We start from the raw sequence: 16,520 nt of genomic DNA, 5'->3' as shown, positions 1-16,520 counted from the left end.
AACGGCTATGCGCGCGACCTTGCCGAGCGGGCGCTCGCCCATACCGTCGCGAACAAGGTTGAAGCAGCCTATCACCGAACCGATTTGATGGAGCAACGCCGCCCGATGATGGAAGCATGGGCGGCGTATGTGGCGGTATAGCGGCGTAATTGAGGAACGCCAGAATAGGCGGACATAGAAAAGCCGACGCTCACGACTCGGCTTTAGAAATTCCGCCTCCGTTAAGCTATTCCAGCGCAATTTCCATTGAATCAAACTCGACAACTATCTCCGCTCCGCACGTCGAAAAGAGTCGCGCGATATTGCCGGGTTGATTATCGGTCCATCGTTGGGTTTTAGCTAGTATCTGCTGTGCCTTCTCATAATGAGAGGTGCCGGGAGTGAGCACCTCAATCCTGTACACGATGTTTTGCAAGCTAAAGTCTTGCACAGCACAACGATTTATTCCCACGAATGACACAGACGCACGCCGCTCTTGCAGATACAAACAAAGCATTAATGTTTCGCTTTCTTTGGAAACGTGGATAGTATCTAAATACCAGTCGTGGAATTGGTTGAATGCTTTCAGGTCATTCATGTCTTTTCCTAGTACGGAAGCAGTGAAACAGGATTGCCAAGATCGCGGGTTCTTCCGTCCCAATTATGAGCATGAGGAATGCCGAAACCGTGATCATGATCAAAGTCCAAATCTGACGCAGCGTTGCCATTTGCGTCGTAGAACCGCAATTGTCCGCTTCCCGAGGGATTCTCAACCCATGTATTAGGCGGGCCGCCCACGATTGGCATTCCCGCAAGGCTTTCGCCATCGCCGTCCGGCATATCGGGCTGATAGTCGAACGGCTGCGCATCCCCGAGAGGAGTTGAATCGTCCGGTACATCGCCTTCGGCTGAATCATCAGCCATGCTTTCGGCAAGGTCCGGCGCATCGTCTCCGCCATCCGAATCGTCATTACCGAGCAAAACGCCCGCCGCCGCCTCAACGAAACCAAGCAAGCCAAAACCATCGTCACTCCTGGCCGGTACGCCAAGATCGGGCTGCGGATTGAGCGTTGCACTCACTGCCGTAGCGCCCATTGGGGGAATTTCGCCGTTGGCCCGCTTCAGCGCTTCGAATTCCAGGTAGGTGTGCACCTTGGGTGGGTAGCCACCACCGCCCCCCGTCGCGGGCCAGCGCTGCGGTGCATAAGCTGGCGGTGCAACGCGCGGCACGCCCCGGTATTCGCGGTTCACGACCGGGACAAGCTGGCCGGATGCCACCGCATCAGTTAGTATTTTCTTGACCGCCGCGTTATCCGTCGGCAAGTTCCAGTGTGCCAGGTTCAACCGGCCGCGCACAAACGCCTGAACGTCGCGCAGCGCCTTTTCACCTGTAATCGTGCGCAAATCCCAGTTCGGGCGGAAGTGTCGGGCAAAGGCCGCCCGGTCGTCCGCCAGTTGCTTGATCCGGTCTTTCTCCCACAACTCGCTCTTGTCCACGTCGCTCAGGGGCCGCGCATTCCGCGAGTAAGCGGAGTTGTCCCGTCCGGCGTTCGGGTAAAGCTGGCGAGCCGACGTATTGCGGTAGCCACGCCCCCAGGCCGTCAGATCGTAGTATTGCAACCCCGGAATGAGCGTGCATTGCCATCCGTTTTCGAGCGGTACGTCGAGTGTGTTCCACGTCATAGTGACCCGTCCTGTTTTCGGGGTTTTCAGCGTACCCCGCATTCGCGGGCAGATCCGCAAAAGAAGGTCAAGTTTTTGACCGTCCGCATGGCGTTGCTCTACCCGGGCCGTAATCGACCGGCGAAGCAACGGTTGGCGGTTCCCGCGCCTTGTGCCGCCGCCTTACGCAAATGCAAAAGCCGCCCATTGGGCGGCTTTGGTATTGACTCGTAGTCGTGCCAGCGGGGGTGCTCAGGAAGTTGGCCCGGCTGGCGGCGGTTGAACCGCTCTTGCCCCATCGTTACCAGCGACCGCCAGCGAGTCCCTGGTCATTTTCACGACTTCCAGCGCTATGCGTATGTCGGCAAGCGCATCCTCGAACAAACCAAAAATAGAGACCTGAGCAACGGTTGAGAGAGCGGAGAATTGCTCAACGACTTCTTCCAGGCTCAACAATTCCGCCAGCGCGTGCAGTTGATTGACGCGAACAACAGCGGCGTCAGCCGTCACGGCATCCTGCTGCGTAGAGGCGTGCAGAAAATCAGCCATGATGCCTCCACGTTGCGCTGTCATACGCCTCAACGACAGCGATCACGGCGGCTCGCTCGGCTTTGCTCGCCTTCTGGAATTCCGATTGCGCACTGGACAGCTTGCGGCGCGCGTCGGCCAGACATTCCTGGGCGGCCAGATTGGCGGCGCGTAGTGTGTCAATACTATGGGATGAAATGGGCGATTGGGTTTGCTCGGAACGAGCGAGGTGTGCCGATATAAAGCAGGATTTCTCTCCCTGTAGTGTCGTCCCACCACGGATCACGATGGATCACCACGGATCGCGAGTGCAATTTACCGCCAGGGAATTTCAGGGTAAACACCCTTAGAGCGTCCTAACCCGCGCCCGATGATGGGCTGCGGCCGGGAAAAACAAAAACCCCGTAAGTCATTGAACTTACAGGGTTTTCGTATGAAATTATGGTGGAGCCGGCGGGAATCGAACCCGCGTCCAGAAGCAGTCCATAACCAGTTCTACATGCGTAGTTCTGTCATTTGATTTAACCGCAGCGACGCGGACGAACACGCTGCGCTACGGCGATTCACTGGATTTTCGACCCCGGCGTCGTGACGCCGACGGGGCTTAACTGACGTAAATGACCTCTGGCGGTATTGCTACCGGTCTTGCGACGCTAATCCGTCAGTGAATTAGGCAGAGGACGGCGGCCCTTAGGCTGCCAGTGCGAACGTATCGTCGTTTGCAGTTACGTTTTTCCCATTGATTAACGAGGTGACGGGTCCTCGGCATGCCCTGATTACTTCATAACCCCTGTCGAAACCAGGTCGGCCCCGGGGAAGGGCAATTATCCCATAGTTCGCCAGATGAGGCGAACCGCCGCCGTTTCAAGTCCCGCTTTCCCGGTGCCGGCGCCGGCGCCGGCTCACGCCTTGCCGGCGCTCACGTCCGCTTCGCGCCGACGTGTTCGAGCAGCGCGAAAAGCCGGGCCGTCGTCGCGGCGACGTAGTGCGCGTTCCAGCCCTCCGGCGGCACGTCATTGCCGCAATAGCCGTAAGCGGCGGCGATGGTGGCCATGCCCGCCGCTTCGCCCGCCTGCACGTCGCGCAGGTCGTCGCCCACGTACACCACGCGCTGCGGTGCGACGCCGAGCACTTCGGCCGCGTGCAACAGCGGCGCGGGATGCGGCTTGGAGTAGGGCGTCGTGTCGCCGCTCACCACGCAGGCGGCGCGCGAGTCGAGATGCATGAGCTTGACGAGCGGATCGGTCAGGCGCGCGACCTTGTTGGTCACGATGCCCCACCGCACGCCGCGCGCGTCGAGATCGTCGAGCACGGCGTCGATGCCGTCGAACAGCACCGTTTCCACGCGCAGGTTCGCCGCGTAGTTGGCGAGAAACTCCTCGCGCATCGCCGGAAAATCATGATGATCGGGACCGATGCCGAACGCGCCGCCGATCAGCCCGCGCGCGCCCGCCGAAGCGAGCGGGCGCAGTTTTTCGATCGGCGCGGGCTTGAGGCCGCGCGCGTGGCGCATCTGGTTGACGGCGGCGGCGAGGTCGGGCGCGGTGTCGGCGAGCGTGCCGTCGAAGTCGAACAGCACGGCGGCGCACGTGGCCAGCGCCGCGCCGTCGTCCTCGGCACGTTGAGTCGGTGAAGTGGTCATGTCGGGCGGAATGAGGCGGCTCGCCAGGGTGCGGCGGCGCTCGCCGTTAGCGGACGGGAATGCGGGCGCCGCCGCTCAGGCGCTGCGGCGGCACGCAATCATGTAGTTCACGCTCGAGTCGTTCGAGAGCGCGAAATGCCGCGTGAGCGGGTTGTACGTGATGCCCTTGATCTCGTCGAGATGCAGGCCCGCGGCGCGCACGAAACCGGCCAGCGCCGAGGGGCGAATGAAGCGCGCGTAGTCGTGCGTGCCCTTCGGCAGCATTTGCGCGATGTATTCGGCGCCGATCACGGCCAGCAGATACGACTTCACATTGCGGTTGAGTGTCGAAAAGAACACCCAGCCGCCGGGCTTCACGAGCGTGGCGCAGGCTTTGACGACCTCGGCGGGCTGCGGCACGTGTTCGAGCATTTCCATGCAGGTCACGACGTCGAACGAGGCCGGCTCGCGTGCGGCGAGCGCTTCGGCGGCGATTAGCTCGTAGTCGACGCTCACGCCGCTTTCGAGGCTATGCAGATCGGCGACGCCGAGCGCTTCGTTCGACAGGTCGATGCCTTTCACGGTTGCGCCGAGTCCGGCCATCGACTCGGAAAGAATGCCGCCGCCGCAGCCGATGTCGAGCACGCGTTTGCCCGTCAGATGAGCGTGGCTGTCGATCCAGCCAAGGCGCACGGGGTTCAGCTCGTGCAGCGGTTTGAATTCGGCGTTCGGGTCCCACCAGCGATGAGCAAGATCGCTGAATTTTTGCAGTTCGTGGGGATCGGCATTCGTCATGTGTTGGCGGCCTGAAGCGCGGCGCGGAAAGGGGAGAACAAGCTCGGAGTATATAGGCCGGGGCGCGGGGCGGCAAAATGCCCGGCGCACTGCCAAGCCTGGCAAACGGGTTTCGCCTTGCGCGCTCGCGCGGAAATTGAAAGCCTCAAGAAATGTTTCGAGCGCAGCGAGACAAAAGCGGCGCGCATAAAAAAGCCCCGCCGAAGCGGGGCTTTTGAGACCTGCGGTCGAAACGCGCGATTACTGCTTTTGCGTGCCGACGACTTCGACTTCCACGCGGCGATCCGGGGCGAGGCAGGCGATGAGTTGCTTGCGGTTCTTCTGGTTGCAGCCAGTCGTAACCGGGTTGCGCTTGCCCTTGCCTTCCGTGTACACGCGCTCAGCCGGAACACCCTTGCTGACGAGGTACGACTTGACGGCTTGCGCACGACGCAGCGACAGACGGTCGTTGTAAGCGTTCGAGCCGATGCGGTCGGTGTAACCCGTTGCCACGACGACTTCGAGGTTCAGCGCCTGGATCTTGCTTGCCAGATCGTCCAGCTTTTCCTTGCCAGCCGGCTTCAGGATAGCCTTGTCGAAGTCGAACAGGGCGTCAGCCTGATACGTGATCTTCTGGCTGGTGATAGCCGGTGCCGGCTGCGGAGCGACCGGCGGTTGCGGTGCCTGGGCGACCAGTGCGCCGTCGCACTTGGCGTTGGCGGTGGCCGGCGTCCAGAACGCATCGCGCCAGCAAAGCTCGTTCGTGCCGTTCATCCACACGTATTCGCCAGTGCCATTGACCCAGTTGTCGTTGACGGCTTGTCGCGACGCCGGCACCGATTGTGCCTGAGCGGATGCAGCCACAACTGCGGTAGCTGCAATGAACGCGAGCTTTGAAAGTTTATTCATATTTCTCCTCTCGAAATTGAGATTACCGCAGGTTTACTGCGAGTCATGTGACCAAGACCAGTCATACATTGCTCGAAGTATAACATCGGCAAGTTGTGGGGAACGTTTTGCGTTGTGTAGACTTCGAGCAGTGTCTAACTTTGTGCGTTGGCATTTTGCCATATCGTTCCCCTCCCACGATAAAAAAATCTGCCCCTTGTTCTCTCGGGCCCGCGGAATGTGGTGGCCCCGCAACAAAAAGTTCCCGGAATTTCCAAATAATTTGCGGAACCCTCCACCGTGGGGCGCCGCGTTCAGCCGGTCATTCGGGCGGCAAATGTGTCCCATTGTCATTCGATCGGACGAATCGCGCTGGCGTCACGTTCGCGCCGTCGCTTCCGCGCCACGCCGTGCCGCGAACGGCGCGCTCTGGAGCGTCCCGGCGTCACCCCACTAATAGGTATACGCACACGGCGGGCGAGGGTGCCGTGCATGGTAGAATCGCGTGATGCGCTGCGTCCGCGGCGTCCATGCGACAGCTGGGCGCGTAGCGGTGCGAGTTCCCCGGCGCTCGCCCGATCATGATGGCGAGCGAGGCTCAAGCACCGCGCGTGCCCGAATCAGACATCGATAATGGATCAATTCGCCAAAGAGACTCTGCCAATCTCCCTAGAGGAGGAAATGCGCCGCTCGTATCTCGATTACGCGATGAGCGTGATCGTCGGGCGGGCCCTTCCAGATGTTCGCGACGGCCTGAAGCCCGTTCACCGTCGCGTGCTCTACGCGATGCACGAGCTGAATAACGACTGGAACCGCGCGTACAAGAAGTCGGCGCGTATCGTCGGCGACGTGATCGGTAAATACCATCCCCACGGCGACACGGCGGTCTACGACACCATCGTGCGGATGGCCCAGGACTTCTCGCTGCGCTACATGCTGGTCGACGGCCAGGGCAACTTCGGCTCGATCGACGGCGACAACGCCGCCGCCATGCGATACACCGAAATCCGCATGGCCAAGATCGGCCACGAACTGCTCGCCGACATCGACAAGGAAACGGTCGACTTCGGGCCGAACTACGACGGCAGCGAAAACGAGCCCGCCATTCTGCCCGCGCGCATTCCGAACCTGTTGATCAACGGTTCGTCGGGCATCGCGGTCGGCATGGCCACGAACATTCCGCCGCACAATCTCAACGAAGTTGTCGACGCTTGCCATCACCTGCTGAAAAATCCCGAGGCAACGATCGACGAGTTGATCGAGATCATTCCCGCGCCGGATTTCCCGACCGCCGGCATCATTTATGGCGTTGCCGGCGTGCGCGACGGCTATCGCACGGGCCGCGGCCGCGTGGTGATGCGCGCCGCCACCCATTTCGAGGAAATCGACCGCGGCCAGCGCATGGCCATCATCGTCGACGAACTGCCGTACCAGGTGAACAAGCGTTCGCTGCTGGAGCGCATCGCCGAACTGGTGAACGAGAAGAAGCTCGAAGGCATCTCCGACATTCGCGACGAGTCCGACAAGAGCGGCATGCGCGTGGTGATCGAACTGAAGCGCGGCGAAGTGCCCGAGGTGATCCTCAACAATTTGTATAAGGCAACGCAGCTTCAGGACACGTTCGGCATGAACATGGTCGCGCTGGTGGACAACCAGCCGAAGCTGCTGAACCTCAAGGAAATGCTCCAGCATTTCCTCTCGCACCGCCGCGAAGTGCTCACGCGCCGCACGGTGTACGAACTGCGCAAGGCGCGCGAGCGCGGTCACGTGCTCGAAGGCCTTGCCGTCGCGCTCGCCAACATCGACGAATTCATCGAGATCATCAAGGCCGCGCCCACGCCGCCGATCGCGAAGCAGGAGTTGATGAACCGTCCGTGGGATTCGTCGCTCGTGCGCGACATGCTCACGCGCGCGGAGCAGGACAACGCCGCGGCGGGCGGCCGCGACGCCTACCGCCCGGAAGGGCTGAACCCGCAATACGGTATGCAGGCCGACGGCCTCTATCGTTTGTCCGACACGCAGGCGCAGGAAATCCTGCAAATGCGTCTCCAGCGCCTCACTGGGCTGGAGCAGGACAAGATCATCGGCGAGTACCGCGACGTCATGGCGCAGATTGCCGACCTGCTCGACATCCTTGCGCGCCCCGAGCGCGTAACGGTCATGATCGTCGACGAACTCACCTCGATCAAGAGCGAATTCGGCGATGCGCGCCGTTCGAAGATCGAGCTGAACGCGACCGAGCTGAACACCGAAGACCTCATTACGCCGCAGGACATGGTCGTGACGATGTCGCATTCCGGTTACGTGAAATCGCAGCCGTTGTCGGAATATCGCGCGCAAAAGCGCGGCGGGCGCGGCAAGCAGGCCACGCAGATGAAGGAAGACGACTGGATCGACACGCTCTTCATCGCCAACACGCACGACCACATCCTGTGCTTCTCGAACCGCGGCCGCGTTTACTGGGTCAAGGTGTACGAGGTGCCGCAGGGCTCGCGCAACTCGCGCGGCCGTCCGATCGTCAACATGTTCCCGCTCCAGGACGGCGAGAAGATCAACGTCGTGCTGCCGGTCAAGGAATTCTCGGCCGACAAGTTCGTTTTCATGGCCACGTCGCTCGGCACGGTCAAGAAAACGCCGCTGGAAGCGTTCAGCCGGCCGCTGCGCAAGGGCATCATCGCGGTGGGTCTGGATGACGGCGACTACCTGATCGGCGCGGCCATCACCGACGGCGAGCACGACGTGATGTTGTTCTCGGACGCCGGCAAGGCCGTGCGCTTCGACGAGAACGACGTGCGCCCGATGGGCCGCGAGGCGCGTGGCGTGCGCGGCATGCAGCTCGACGACGGCCAGCAGGTCATCGCGCTGCTGGTGGCGGGCGACGAGCAGCAGTCGGTGCTCACGGCCACCGAAAACGGCTACGGCAAGCGCACGCCGATCACCGAATACACGCGCCACGGCCGCGGCACGAAGGGCATGATCGCGATCCAGACTTCGGAGCGCAACGGCAAGGTGGTGGCGGCAACGCTCGTCGACCCCGAAGCCGAGATCATGCTGATCACCACGACAGGCGTGCTGATCCGCACGCGCGTCTCGGAGATTCGCGAAATGGGCCGTGCAACGCAAGGTGTTACACTCATCAGCCTTGACGAAGGCACGAAGCTCTCTGGTCTCCAGCAGATTGCCGAAGCGGACGCCGAAGTGGAAGGCGACGTCGAACCGGGCGAAGGCGAGTCCGGAGAGTAAGATGCCGCGTCGGCCCGCGCAAGCGGGCCTTTTGGTGACTGAGTGTCAGGTTAATGATAGGTGTGCCGGCGAGCCGGCCGGCGGGCGAGAGAGCGCCCCGAGGCTCGCGGGGTTTCACGCAGATCCATTTTTCAAAGGGAGTAATGATGCAAAAACGATTCAAGCAGGTGATGTTGCTGGCCGCTCTCGTGCCGACGTTTGCGATGGCCCAGGCGCTCCAGTCCCAGGCGCCCGCCACGGCTCCGGCTGCGGCCGCAGCACCCGTCGATCCGGCCAAGCAGGCCGCGATCAAGGACCTGCTCGACGCAATCGACGCACAGAAGCTCGTCGGCGCAATCGGCAACAGCGCCCAGATGCAGGCGAAGCAGCTCGTCCCGGCTATCCTCTCGGACGCGCTCTCGGAAAACAAGACGATGTCGGACAAGCAGAAGCAGGCCGCCGTCCCGACGCTGCAAAAGAACACCGTGCCGAAGCTGGTTGACTCGGCAGGTCAGGTCTTCGCGACCGACTCGTTCAAGCAGGACGCCATGCAAGCTCAGTACGACGCTTACGCGAAGTACTACAGCACGCAGGAAATCAAGGATCTGACCACGTTCTATCGCAGCCCGACGGGCCGCAAGTTCATCCAGGTTCAGGACCAGGTGGGCCGCGACGTCGTCAACGGTCTGATGCAGAAGTACATGCCGCAGTCGATCAAGGCAACGCGTGACCAGGCCGACCGGGAAGTCGCCGCGGTCAAGGTCGCCAAGTAAGTTAAGGCATATCGCGCGTTGATATCGACGGGCGGCCCGCGTTGGCGGGTTCCCGGCGACAATGCGATAATGGCCGTTTGCGCGATAAGCGCAGACGGCCATTTTCTTTTTCTGGCGCGCTTTCCGGCTTTTTCGCGGCGGCGCCCGGCTCGGGGGCTCTATTACGATGCGCGTCTTCAACTTCTCAGCCGGACCGGCGGCGTTGCCGGAAGAGGTTCTGCGCCAGGCGGCCGACGAAATGCTCGACTGGCACGGCAGCGGCATGGGCGTGATGGAAATGAGCCATCGCGGACCGGAATTCATGCAGATTCACAGCGAGGCGCTGCTTGATCTGCGCGAGTTGCTGCAAGTGCCCGCGAGCCACCAGATTCTCTTTCTGCAAGGCGGCGGCATCGGTGAAAACGCCATCGTGCCGCTCAACCTGTTCGGCACGAAGCCGCGCGCGGACTTCGTGATCACGGGTTCGTGGTCGCAAAAGTCGCAAAAGGAAGCGCTCAAGTACGGCGAGGCGCACATTGCCGCCACGGGCCGCACCGAAGCCGGTTTCACGCATGCGCCGGCGCGAAGCGAGTGGAAGCTTTCCGACGATCCCGCCTACGTGCATCTGTGTACGAACGAAACGATCGACGGCGTGGAAACGTTCGAAATTCCCGATCTTGGCGACATTCCGCTCGTGGCCGACGCTTCCTCGCACATCCTCTCGCGTCCGATGGACATCGCCAAATACGGCGTGCTCTACGGCGGCGCGCAGAAGAACATCGGCATGGCGGGCGTGACGGTGCTGATCGTGCGCGAGGACCTGCTCGATCGCGCGATGCCGGTGTGTCCGTCGGCGTTCGAATGGAAAACCGTGGCCGCGAACAATTCCATGTTCAACACGCCGCCCACGTATGCCATCTACATCGCCGGACTCGTGTTCAAGTGGCTCAAGCGCCAGGGCGGGCTCGAAGCCATCGAGGCGCGCAACGTCGAAAAAGCGAAGCTGCTTTACGAAACCATCGACGCGAGCCGCTTCTACATCAACAAGGTGGAGCGCCGCGCGCGCTCACGGATGAACGTGCCGTTCTTCCTCGCCGACGAAACACGTAACGCGGATTTCCTCGCCGGCGCCAAGGCGCGCGGGCTGTTGCAGCTGAAGGGCCACAAGTCCGTCGGCGGCATGCGGGCATCGATTTACAACGCGGTGCCGCTCGAGGCAGTGAAGGCGCTGGTCGAGTACATGAAGGAATTCGAGACGAAGCACGCCTGAGCGCGCCCCGGCACGCCCGGCGCGCGCGTCTCGCCGCATCTTTCCCCGCAGCTATCCCGCGGCTATCCCATTGCCGGTTCCACGCATGGACGACGAACTCAACTCCCAACTCAAGCCGCTGCGCGAGCGCATCGACGCCATCGACGCGCAGCTCATCTCGCTTTTGAACCAGCGCGCCAACGTCGCGCTCGAAGTGGGCGAAGTCAAGAAGCACTTCAACGCGCCGGTGTTTCGCCCGGAGCGCGAAATGCAGGTCATCGCGCGCCTTCAGGACATGAGCGACGGCCCGCTCGGCAACGAGCACATCAGCGCGATCTGGCGGGAGATCATGGCCGCGAGCCGCTCGCTCGAAAAGATCGTTTCGGCGGCGTTTCTCGGGCCGGTCGGCACCTATAGCGAACAGGCGATGCACGAATACTTCGGCCGCTCGATCGAAGGTCTCGCCTGTCCGTCCATCGACGAAGTATTCCGTTCGGTCGAAGCGGGCGCGGCCGAATTCGGCGTCGTGCCGGTCGAGAATTCGACCGAAGGCGCGGTTTCGCGCACGCTCGACCTGTTCCTCGAAACGCAGCTCGTGATCGGCGGCGAAATCGCGCTGCCGATCCAGCACAACCTGATGACGCAAAGCGGCAACCTGCAAGGCGTCACGCGCGTGTGCGCGCATCCGCAATCGCTCGCGCAGTGCCAGCACTGGCTCAATGCGAACGCGCCGCAACTGGAGCGCCAGGCCGTGGCGAGCAACGCCGAAGGCGCGCGCCTCGCCGCCGCCGATCCGACCATTGCCGCCATCGCGGGCGAGCGCGCCGCCACGCACTATGGTTTGCTGATCGCCAACGCGCTGATCCAGGACGATCCGCATAACCGCACGCGGTTCGTGATGATCGGCAAGCAGGCCGCCGGTCCCACGGGCAAGGATCAAACGTCGATCATCGTCACGGTCAAAAACGAGTCGGGCGCGGTGTACAAGCTGCTTGAGCCGCTCGCGCGCCACGGCGTTTCGATGACGCGCTTCGAGTCGCGCCCCGCGCGGCTCGGCAGCACGTGGGAGTATTACTTCTACATCGACTTCGAAGGCCATCGCGACGACGCGAGCGTGGCCGCCGCGCTCGACGAACTCGGCAGGAAGGCCGCGTTTCTGAAGATTCTCGGCTCGTATCCGCGCGCGCGCTAAAGCGGCGCTCCGGCGCGAAGCGCAAGCGCCCCGCTCAAGCCCGAAGCGCCAGGCCGTTTGGCCGGCGGCGCCGCCCGAACGGTCGGGCGGCGCGCTTTCCTCGAAACGAAACGATGCCGTTCACCGCGCCAGGGTCGCGGCGCCCGGAACCCGTTGGGAGACTCGCATGACCACGCCATTCGGCCCTTCGTACGTACGCGCGATCGCGCCTTATATCGCCGGCAAGCCGATCCCGGAAGTCGCGCGCCAGTTCGGGCTGGACGAGGCGCGCATCGTCAAGCTCGCGTCGAACGAGAATCCGCTCGGCATGCCGGAGTCGGCGCGGCGCGCGCTGGCCGCGGCCGCCGCCGAACTGGGCCGTTATCCCGACTCGAACGCGTTCGAACTCAAGGCCGCGCTGAGCCGCCGCTACGACGTGCCGTCCGAATGGATCACGCTCGGCAACGGCAGCAACGACATTCTCGAACTGGCCGCGCATGCATTCGTCGAGCGCGGTCAGGCCATCGTCTATTCGCAGTATTCGTTCGCGGTCTACGCGCTCGCCACGCAAGGGCTGGGCGCGCGGCACGTGGTCACGCCGGCGGTGAAGCACGGGCACGATCTCGGCGCGATGCTCGCCGCGATCGACGCCGATACGCGGCTCGTGTTCGTCGCGAATCCGAACAACCCGACCGGCACGTTCATCGACGGCGCGACGCTCGAGGCGTTTATCGCGAAAGTGCCGGCGCACGTCGTGGTCGTGCTCGACGAGGCATATACCGAATATCTCGCAGCCGGCAAGCGCTACGACTCGATCGCGTGGGTGCGCCGCTATCCGAACCTGCTCGTCTCGCGCACGTTTTCCAAGGCGTACGGGCTCGCGGGCCTGCGTGTCGGCTTTGCCATCGCGCAGCCGGCATTGACCGATCTGCTCAACCGGCTGCGCCAGCCGTTCAACGTCAACACGCTCGCGCAGGCGGCCGCCGTTGCGGCACTCGGCGACGCGGCGTTTCTCGAACGCAGCGCATTGCTCAACGCCGAAGGCTATCGCACGCTCACGGCCGCGTTCGAGCGTCTGGGCCTCGAATACGTGCCGTCGGACGGCAACTTCGTGCTCGTGCGCGTGGCGCGCGATGCGAACGACGATGCGGCCGGCGAGCGCGTGAATCTCGCGCTGCTCAAGCAAGGCGTGATCGTGCGTCCGGTCGGCAACTACGGTTTGCCGCAATGGCTGCGCGTGACGATGGGTCTCGCCGACGAGAACGCCGCGTTCGTCGCGGCGCTCGAACGGGCCATCGGCGCGCAATGAGCGTGCAACTTCTTTTTGTGGTGATGCCGTGAGCGCGGATTCGGTTTTTTCGTCGACGTTTTCATTCAACAAGCTCGTGATCTTCGGCGTCGGCCTGATCGGCGGCTCGCTCGCGCGCGCCTTGCGCGAGCGCGGAGCGCGGGCGCCGGGCGCGCAGGTGGTCGGCGTGGGGCGCCACGCGCAGTCGGTGGCGCGCGCGCTCGAACTCGGCGTGATCGATACCGCCGCGACACTCGACGACGAAGCCGCGCTCGCCGCTGCGCTCGCGGGCGCCGACATCGCGCTGATCGCCGCGCCGGTCGCGCAGACGCAATCGTTGCTCGAACGCATCGCGCCGCACCTCGACGCGAGCACCGTCGTGACCGACGCGGGCAGCACCAAGGGCGACGTGATCGCGGCCGCGCGCGCGGCGCTCGGCGCGCGCATCGGGCAGTTCGTGCCGGGCCACCCGATCGCGGGGCGCGAGTCGAGCGGCGTCGAAGCCGCGTTGCCCGATCTGTACGTGGGCCGCAACGTCGTGCTGTGCCCGCTCGCGGAAAACGCGCCCGAAGCCGTCGCGCGCGTGGCCGCGATGTGGCGCGCCACGGGCGCCGTGATCGGCGAGATGCCGGCTGCGCAGCACGATCGCGTGTTCGCCTCGGTGAGCCATTTGCCGCACGTGCTCTCGTTCGCGCTCGTCGACCAGATTCTCGGCGCGCCCGACGCCGAGCTGAAATTTTCGTTCGCCGCCGGCGGGTTTCGCGACTTCACGCGCATCGCCGCGTCGAGTCCCGAGATGTGGCGCGACGTATGTCTCGCGAACCGTTCCGCGCTGCTCGCCGAACTCGACGGCTACACTGAGGTGCTGGCGAAGCTGCGCGCCGCCATCGACCGTGGCGACGGCGCCGCGCTCGAAACCGCGTTCGCGCGCTCGCGCGCGGCGCGCGAGGCGTGGCAGGAGCGCGGCGGCAAGCGCGCCGCGCCGGGCGCGCCAGGTACGACGCCGGCGGACGGCGAATCCGGCAAATAGACGCCAGACGCCGGGCCGAAGCCCGATGCAGGCAAAACCGAAGCACATCGAAGCAAAACCGCGGCAAACCGACGGAAACAACTGACACAAGCAGGCGGCGGCTGGCGCGAAACCCGAGGCAACCGCCCGCCGCGCCGTCCAGCACGCAACACCAGGAAACGTTCATGGAACACCTCGATCTCGGACCGTTCACCCGTGCGACCGGCACGATCCGCTTGCCCGGCTCGAAAAGCATTTCGAACCGCGTGCTGCTGCTCGCGGCGCTCGCCGAGGGCGAAACGACCATCACGAATCTGCTCGATTCCGACGACACACGCGTGATGCTCGACGCACTCGAAACGCTCGGCGTGAAGCTCAGGCGCGAGGACGACACCTGCGTCGTGCAAGGCACGCGCGGCGCGTTCACCGCGGTGCGCGCCGATCTTTTTCTCGGCAACGCGGGCACGGCGGTGCGTCCGCTCACGGCGGCGCTCGCAGTGAACGGCGGCGACTACCGCATTCATGGCGTGCCGCGCATGCACGAGCGGCCGATCGGCGATCTCGTCGACGGCCTGCGCCAGATCGGTGCGAAGATCGACTACGAAGAGAACGAGGGCTACCCGCCGCTGCGCATCCGTCCCGCGCAAATCGCGGCCGACGCGCCCATTCGCGTGCGCGGCGACGTCTCGAGCCAGTTCCTCACCGCGCTGCTCATGACGCTGCCGCTCGTGCGCGCCGAAGGCGGCGTGACGATCGTCGAAGTGGAAGGCGAGCTGATCTCGAAGCCCTATATCGACATCACGATCAAGCTGATGGCGCGCTTCGGCGTGAACGTCGAGCGCCACGGCTGGCAACGCTTCGAGATTCCCGCGGGCGTGCGTTACCGGTCGCCGGGCAAGATCATGGTGGAAGGCGACGCGTCGTCGGCGTCGTACTTTCTCGCGGCCGGCGCGATCGGCGGCGGCCCGCTGCGCGTGGAAGGCGTGGGGCGCGCGAGCATTCAGGGCGACATCGGCTTCGCGGCGGCGCTTGGGCGCATGGGCGCCAACGTGACGATGGCCGACGACTGGATCGAGGTGCGCGGCGTCGGCAACGATCACGGCAAGCTCGACCCCATCGACATGGACTTCAACCTGATTCCCGACGCGGCCATGACGATCGCCGTGGCGGCGCTGTTCGCGGACGGCGCGACCACGCTGCGCAACATCGCGAGCTGGCGCGTCAAGGAAACCGACCGCATTGCCGCGATGGCCACGGAATTGCGCAAGGTGGGCGCCGGCGTGGAAGAGGGCGCCGACTATCTGATCGTGCGCCCGCCCGCGCGACTCACGCCGAACGCGGCCATCGATACCTACGACGATCACCGCATGGCGATGTGCTTCTCGCTCGTGAGCCTCGGCGGCGTGCCGGTGCGCATCAACGACCCGAAGTGCGTCGGCAAGACGTTCCCCGATTATTTCGAGCGCTTCCTTGCGCTCGCGCAACCTTGATCCTTCGCCGGGATAGCTCCGCCGCATGAAACCGACTCGTCCCTTTTATCCGACGCCCGTCATCACGATCGACGGCCCGACCGCTTCCGGCAAAGGCACGGTGGCCACGCTGGTCGCCGCGCATCTGGGCTTTCACCTGCTCGACAGCGGCGCGCTCTACCGGCTGGCCGCGCTCGCGAGCATGCGCTATTCGATCGAGCCCGACGACGCCGACGGCCTCGCGAGGCTCATCGACGATCTCCATATCACGTTCCGCGAAGGGCTTGCGCAGCTCGACAGCGTTGACGTTTCGAACGAAATCCGTGCCGAGGAAGTGGGCAACCGCGCTTCGATGATCGCCGCGCACCCGGGCGTGCGCGCCGCGCTGGTGGCGCGTCAGCGCGCGTTTCGCAAGCTGCCGGGACTCGTGGCGGACGGCCGCGACATGGGCACCGTAATCTTCCCGGAAGCGCCGCTGAAAGTGTTTCTGACGGCCAGCGTGGAGGCCCGCGCGGCCCGCCGGCATAAGCAATTGATCCAAAAAGGATTTTCTGCTAATATGGATGACTTGCTCCGGGATTTGCGTGAACGTGACGCGCGCGACAGTAACCGCGCGGCCGCGCCGCTCAAGCCCGCGGCGGATGCGCAGCTTCTCGATACCTCGGCGCTTTCCATCGACCAGGCGGTCGAGCAGGTCGTGCAGTGGTATCGGGCCTTGCCCCGGGCATTGCCCGTGCGGCACGCCGAGCCTCACGGCAAGGCGCAGTAAAAGCAGCACGCCGCAAAGTCGTTCCATAGCAGGCTCGTAGTGGCAGTAAATGTTGGTGTTCCGCTTCAAGTGAGGCGGACCTTTGTTAAACCCTTTAACCCCGTGTGGCTTTCGCATCCGTGCCGCGAACCTTGTGTTC

The 16,520-nt window shown here is 63.7% G+C and carries 14 protein-coding genes and 1 other RNA gene; 8 read left to right on the top strand and 7 right to left on the bottom strand.

All coding sequences use genetic code 11. From position 1 onward, the window contains the following. Nucleotides 1-226: 226 nt before the first annotated feature. The 7 genes from U5805_RS29815 to ompA form a co-directional block, all read right to left on the bottom strand. Nucleotides 227-577, bottom strand: a complete 351-nt coding sequence (locus tag U5805_RS29815) for a hypothetical protein (protein WP_322107081.1) — start codon at nucleotides 575-577, stop codon at nucleotides 227-229. 8 nt (nucleotides 578-585) lie between these two features. Next, entirely contained in the window at nucleotides 586-1,662 is a 1,077-nt protein-coding gene (locus tag U5805_RS29810; protein WP_322107080.1) for a hypothetical protein, read from the bottom strand. 231 nt (nucleotides 1,663-1,893) lie between these two features. Further along, entirely contained in the window at nucleotides 1,894-2,190 is a 297-nt protein-coding gene (locus U5805_RS29805; RefSeq protein WP_322107079.1) for a hypothetical protein, read from the bottom strand. A gap of 421 nt (nucleotides 2,191-2,611) precedes the next feature. Then, nucleotides 2,612-2,981, bottom strand: a transfer-messenger RNA (tmRNA) gene (ssrA, locus tag U5805_RS29800). Nucleotides 2,982-3,088: 107 nt separating this feature from the next. Further along, nucleotides 3,089-3,811: an HAD-IA family hydrolase gene (locus tag U5805_RS29795; protein ID WP_322107078.1), complete on the bottom strand. Its 723-nt coding sequence runs from the start codon at nucleotides 3,809-3,811 to the stop codon at nucleotides 3,089-3,091. Nucleotides 3,812-3,886: 75 nt separating this feature from the next. Beyond that, on the bottom strand, nucleotides 3,887-4,585 hold the full coding sequence (gene ubiG, locus U5805_RS29790; protein ID WP_322107077.1) for a bifunctional 2-polyprenyl-6-hydroxyphenol methylase/3-demethylubiquinol 3-O-methyltransferase UbiG: 699 nt from the start codon (nucleotides 4,583-4,585) through the stop codon (nucleotides 3,887-3,889). 240 nt (nucleotides 4,586-4,825) lie between these two features. Beyond that, nucleotides 4,826-5,473: an outer membrane protein OmpA gene (gene ompA, locus U5805_RS29785; protein WP_322107076.1), complete on the bottom strand. Its 648-nt coding sequence runs from the start codon at nucleotides 5,471-5,473 to the stop codon at nucleotides 4,826-4,828. Nucleotides 5,474-6,085: 612 nt separating this feature from the next. On the opposite strand from ompA, the gene gyrA reads away from it, so the two are divergent. From gyrA to cmk, 8 genes are all read left to right on the top strand, one after another. Then, nucleotides 6,086-8,695, top strand: coding sequence for a DNA gyrase subunit A (gene gyrA, locus U5805_RS29780; RefSeq protein ID WP_322107075.1), 2,610 nt, complete (start codon nucleotides 6,086-6,088; stop codon nucleotides 8,693-8,695). 146 nt (nucleotides 8,696-8,841) lie between these two features. Next, nucleotides 8,842-9,447 carry a DUF2059 domain-containing protein gene (locus tag U5805_RS29775; RefSeq protein ID WP_322107074.1) on the top strand — a complete coding sequence of 202 codons (606 nt, stop codon included), beginning with the start codon at nucleotides 8,842-8,844 and terminating at the stop codon, nucleotides 9,445-9,447. A gap of 166 nt (nucleotides 9,448-9,613) precedes the next feature. Further along, nucleotides 9,614-10,696: a 3-phosphoserine/phosphohydroxythreonine transaminase gene (serC, locus tag U5805_RS29770; protein ID WP_322107073.1), complete on the top strand. Its 1,083-nt coding sequence runs from the start codon at nucleotides 9,614-9,616 to the stop codon at nucleotides 10,694-10,696. A gap of 85 nt (nucleotides 10,697-10,781) precedes the next feature. Next, on the top strand, nucleotides 10,782-11,867 hold the full coding sequence (pheA, locus tag U5805_RS29765; RefSeq protein WP_322107072.1) for a prephenate dehydratase: 1,086 nt from the start codon (nucleotides 10,782-10,784) through the stop codon (nucleotides 11,865-11,867). A gap of 166 nt (nucleotides 11,868-12,033) precedes the next feature. Continuing rightward, nucleotides 12,034-13,155, top strand: a complete 1,122-nt coding sequence (hisC, locus tag U5805_RS29760) for a histidinol-phosphate transaminase (protein WP_322107071.1) — start codon at nucleotides 12,034-12,036, stop codon at nucleotides 13,153-13,155. Between the two features lie 28 nt (nucleotides 13,156-13,183). Continuing rightward, nucleotides 13,184-14,164 (top strand): prephenate dehydrogenase, encoded by a 981-nt coding sequence (locus U5805_RS29755; RefSeq protein WP_322107070.1) that lies wholly within the window; start codon nucleotides 13,184-13,186, stop codon nucleotides 14,162-14,164. Between the two features lie 164 nt (nucleotides 14,165-14,328). Beyond that, entirely contained in the window at nucleotides 14,329-15,633 is a 1,305-nt protein-coding gene (aroA, locus tag U5805_RS29750; RefSeq protein WP_322107069.1) for a 3-phosphoshikimate 1-carboxyvinyltransferase, read from the top strand. 25 nt (nucleotides 15,634-15,658) lie between these two features. Beyond that, the gene (gene cmk, locus U5805_RS29745) at nucleotides 15,659-16,381 is read left to right on the top strand and encodes a (d)CMP kinase (protein ID WP_322107068.1); all 723 of its coding nucleotides are present in this window, start codon (nucleotides 15,659-15,661) and stop codon (nucleotides 16,379-16,381) included. Nucleotides 16,382-16,520 lie beyond the last annotated feature (139 nt).

Origin of the sequence: Paraburkholderia sp. J41, assembly GCF_905220235.1 — a bacterium.
Taxonomy (GTDB): Bacteria; Pseudomonadota; Gammaproteobacteria; order Burkholderiales; family Burkholderiaceae; genus Paraburkholderia.
Note: the sequence above shows the minus strand (reverse complement) of the source record. Positions and strands in the feature narration are given on the sequence as shown.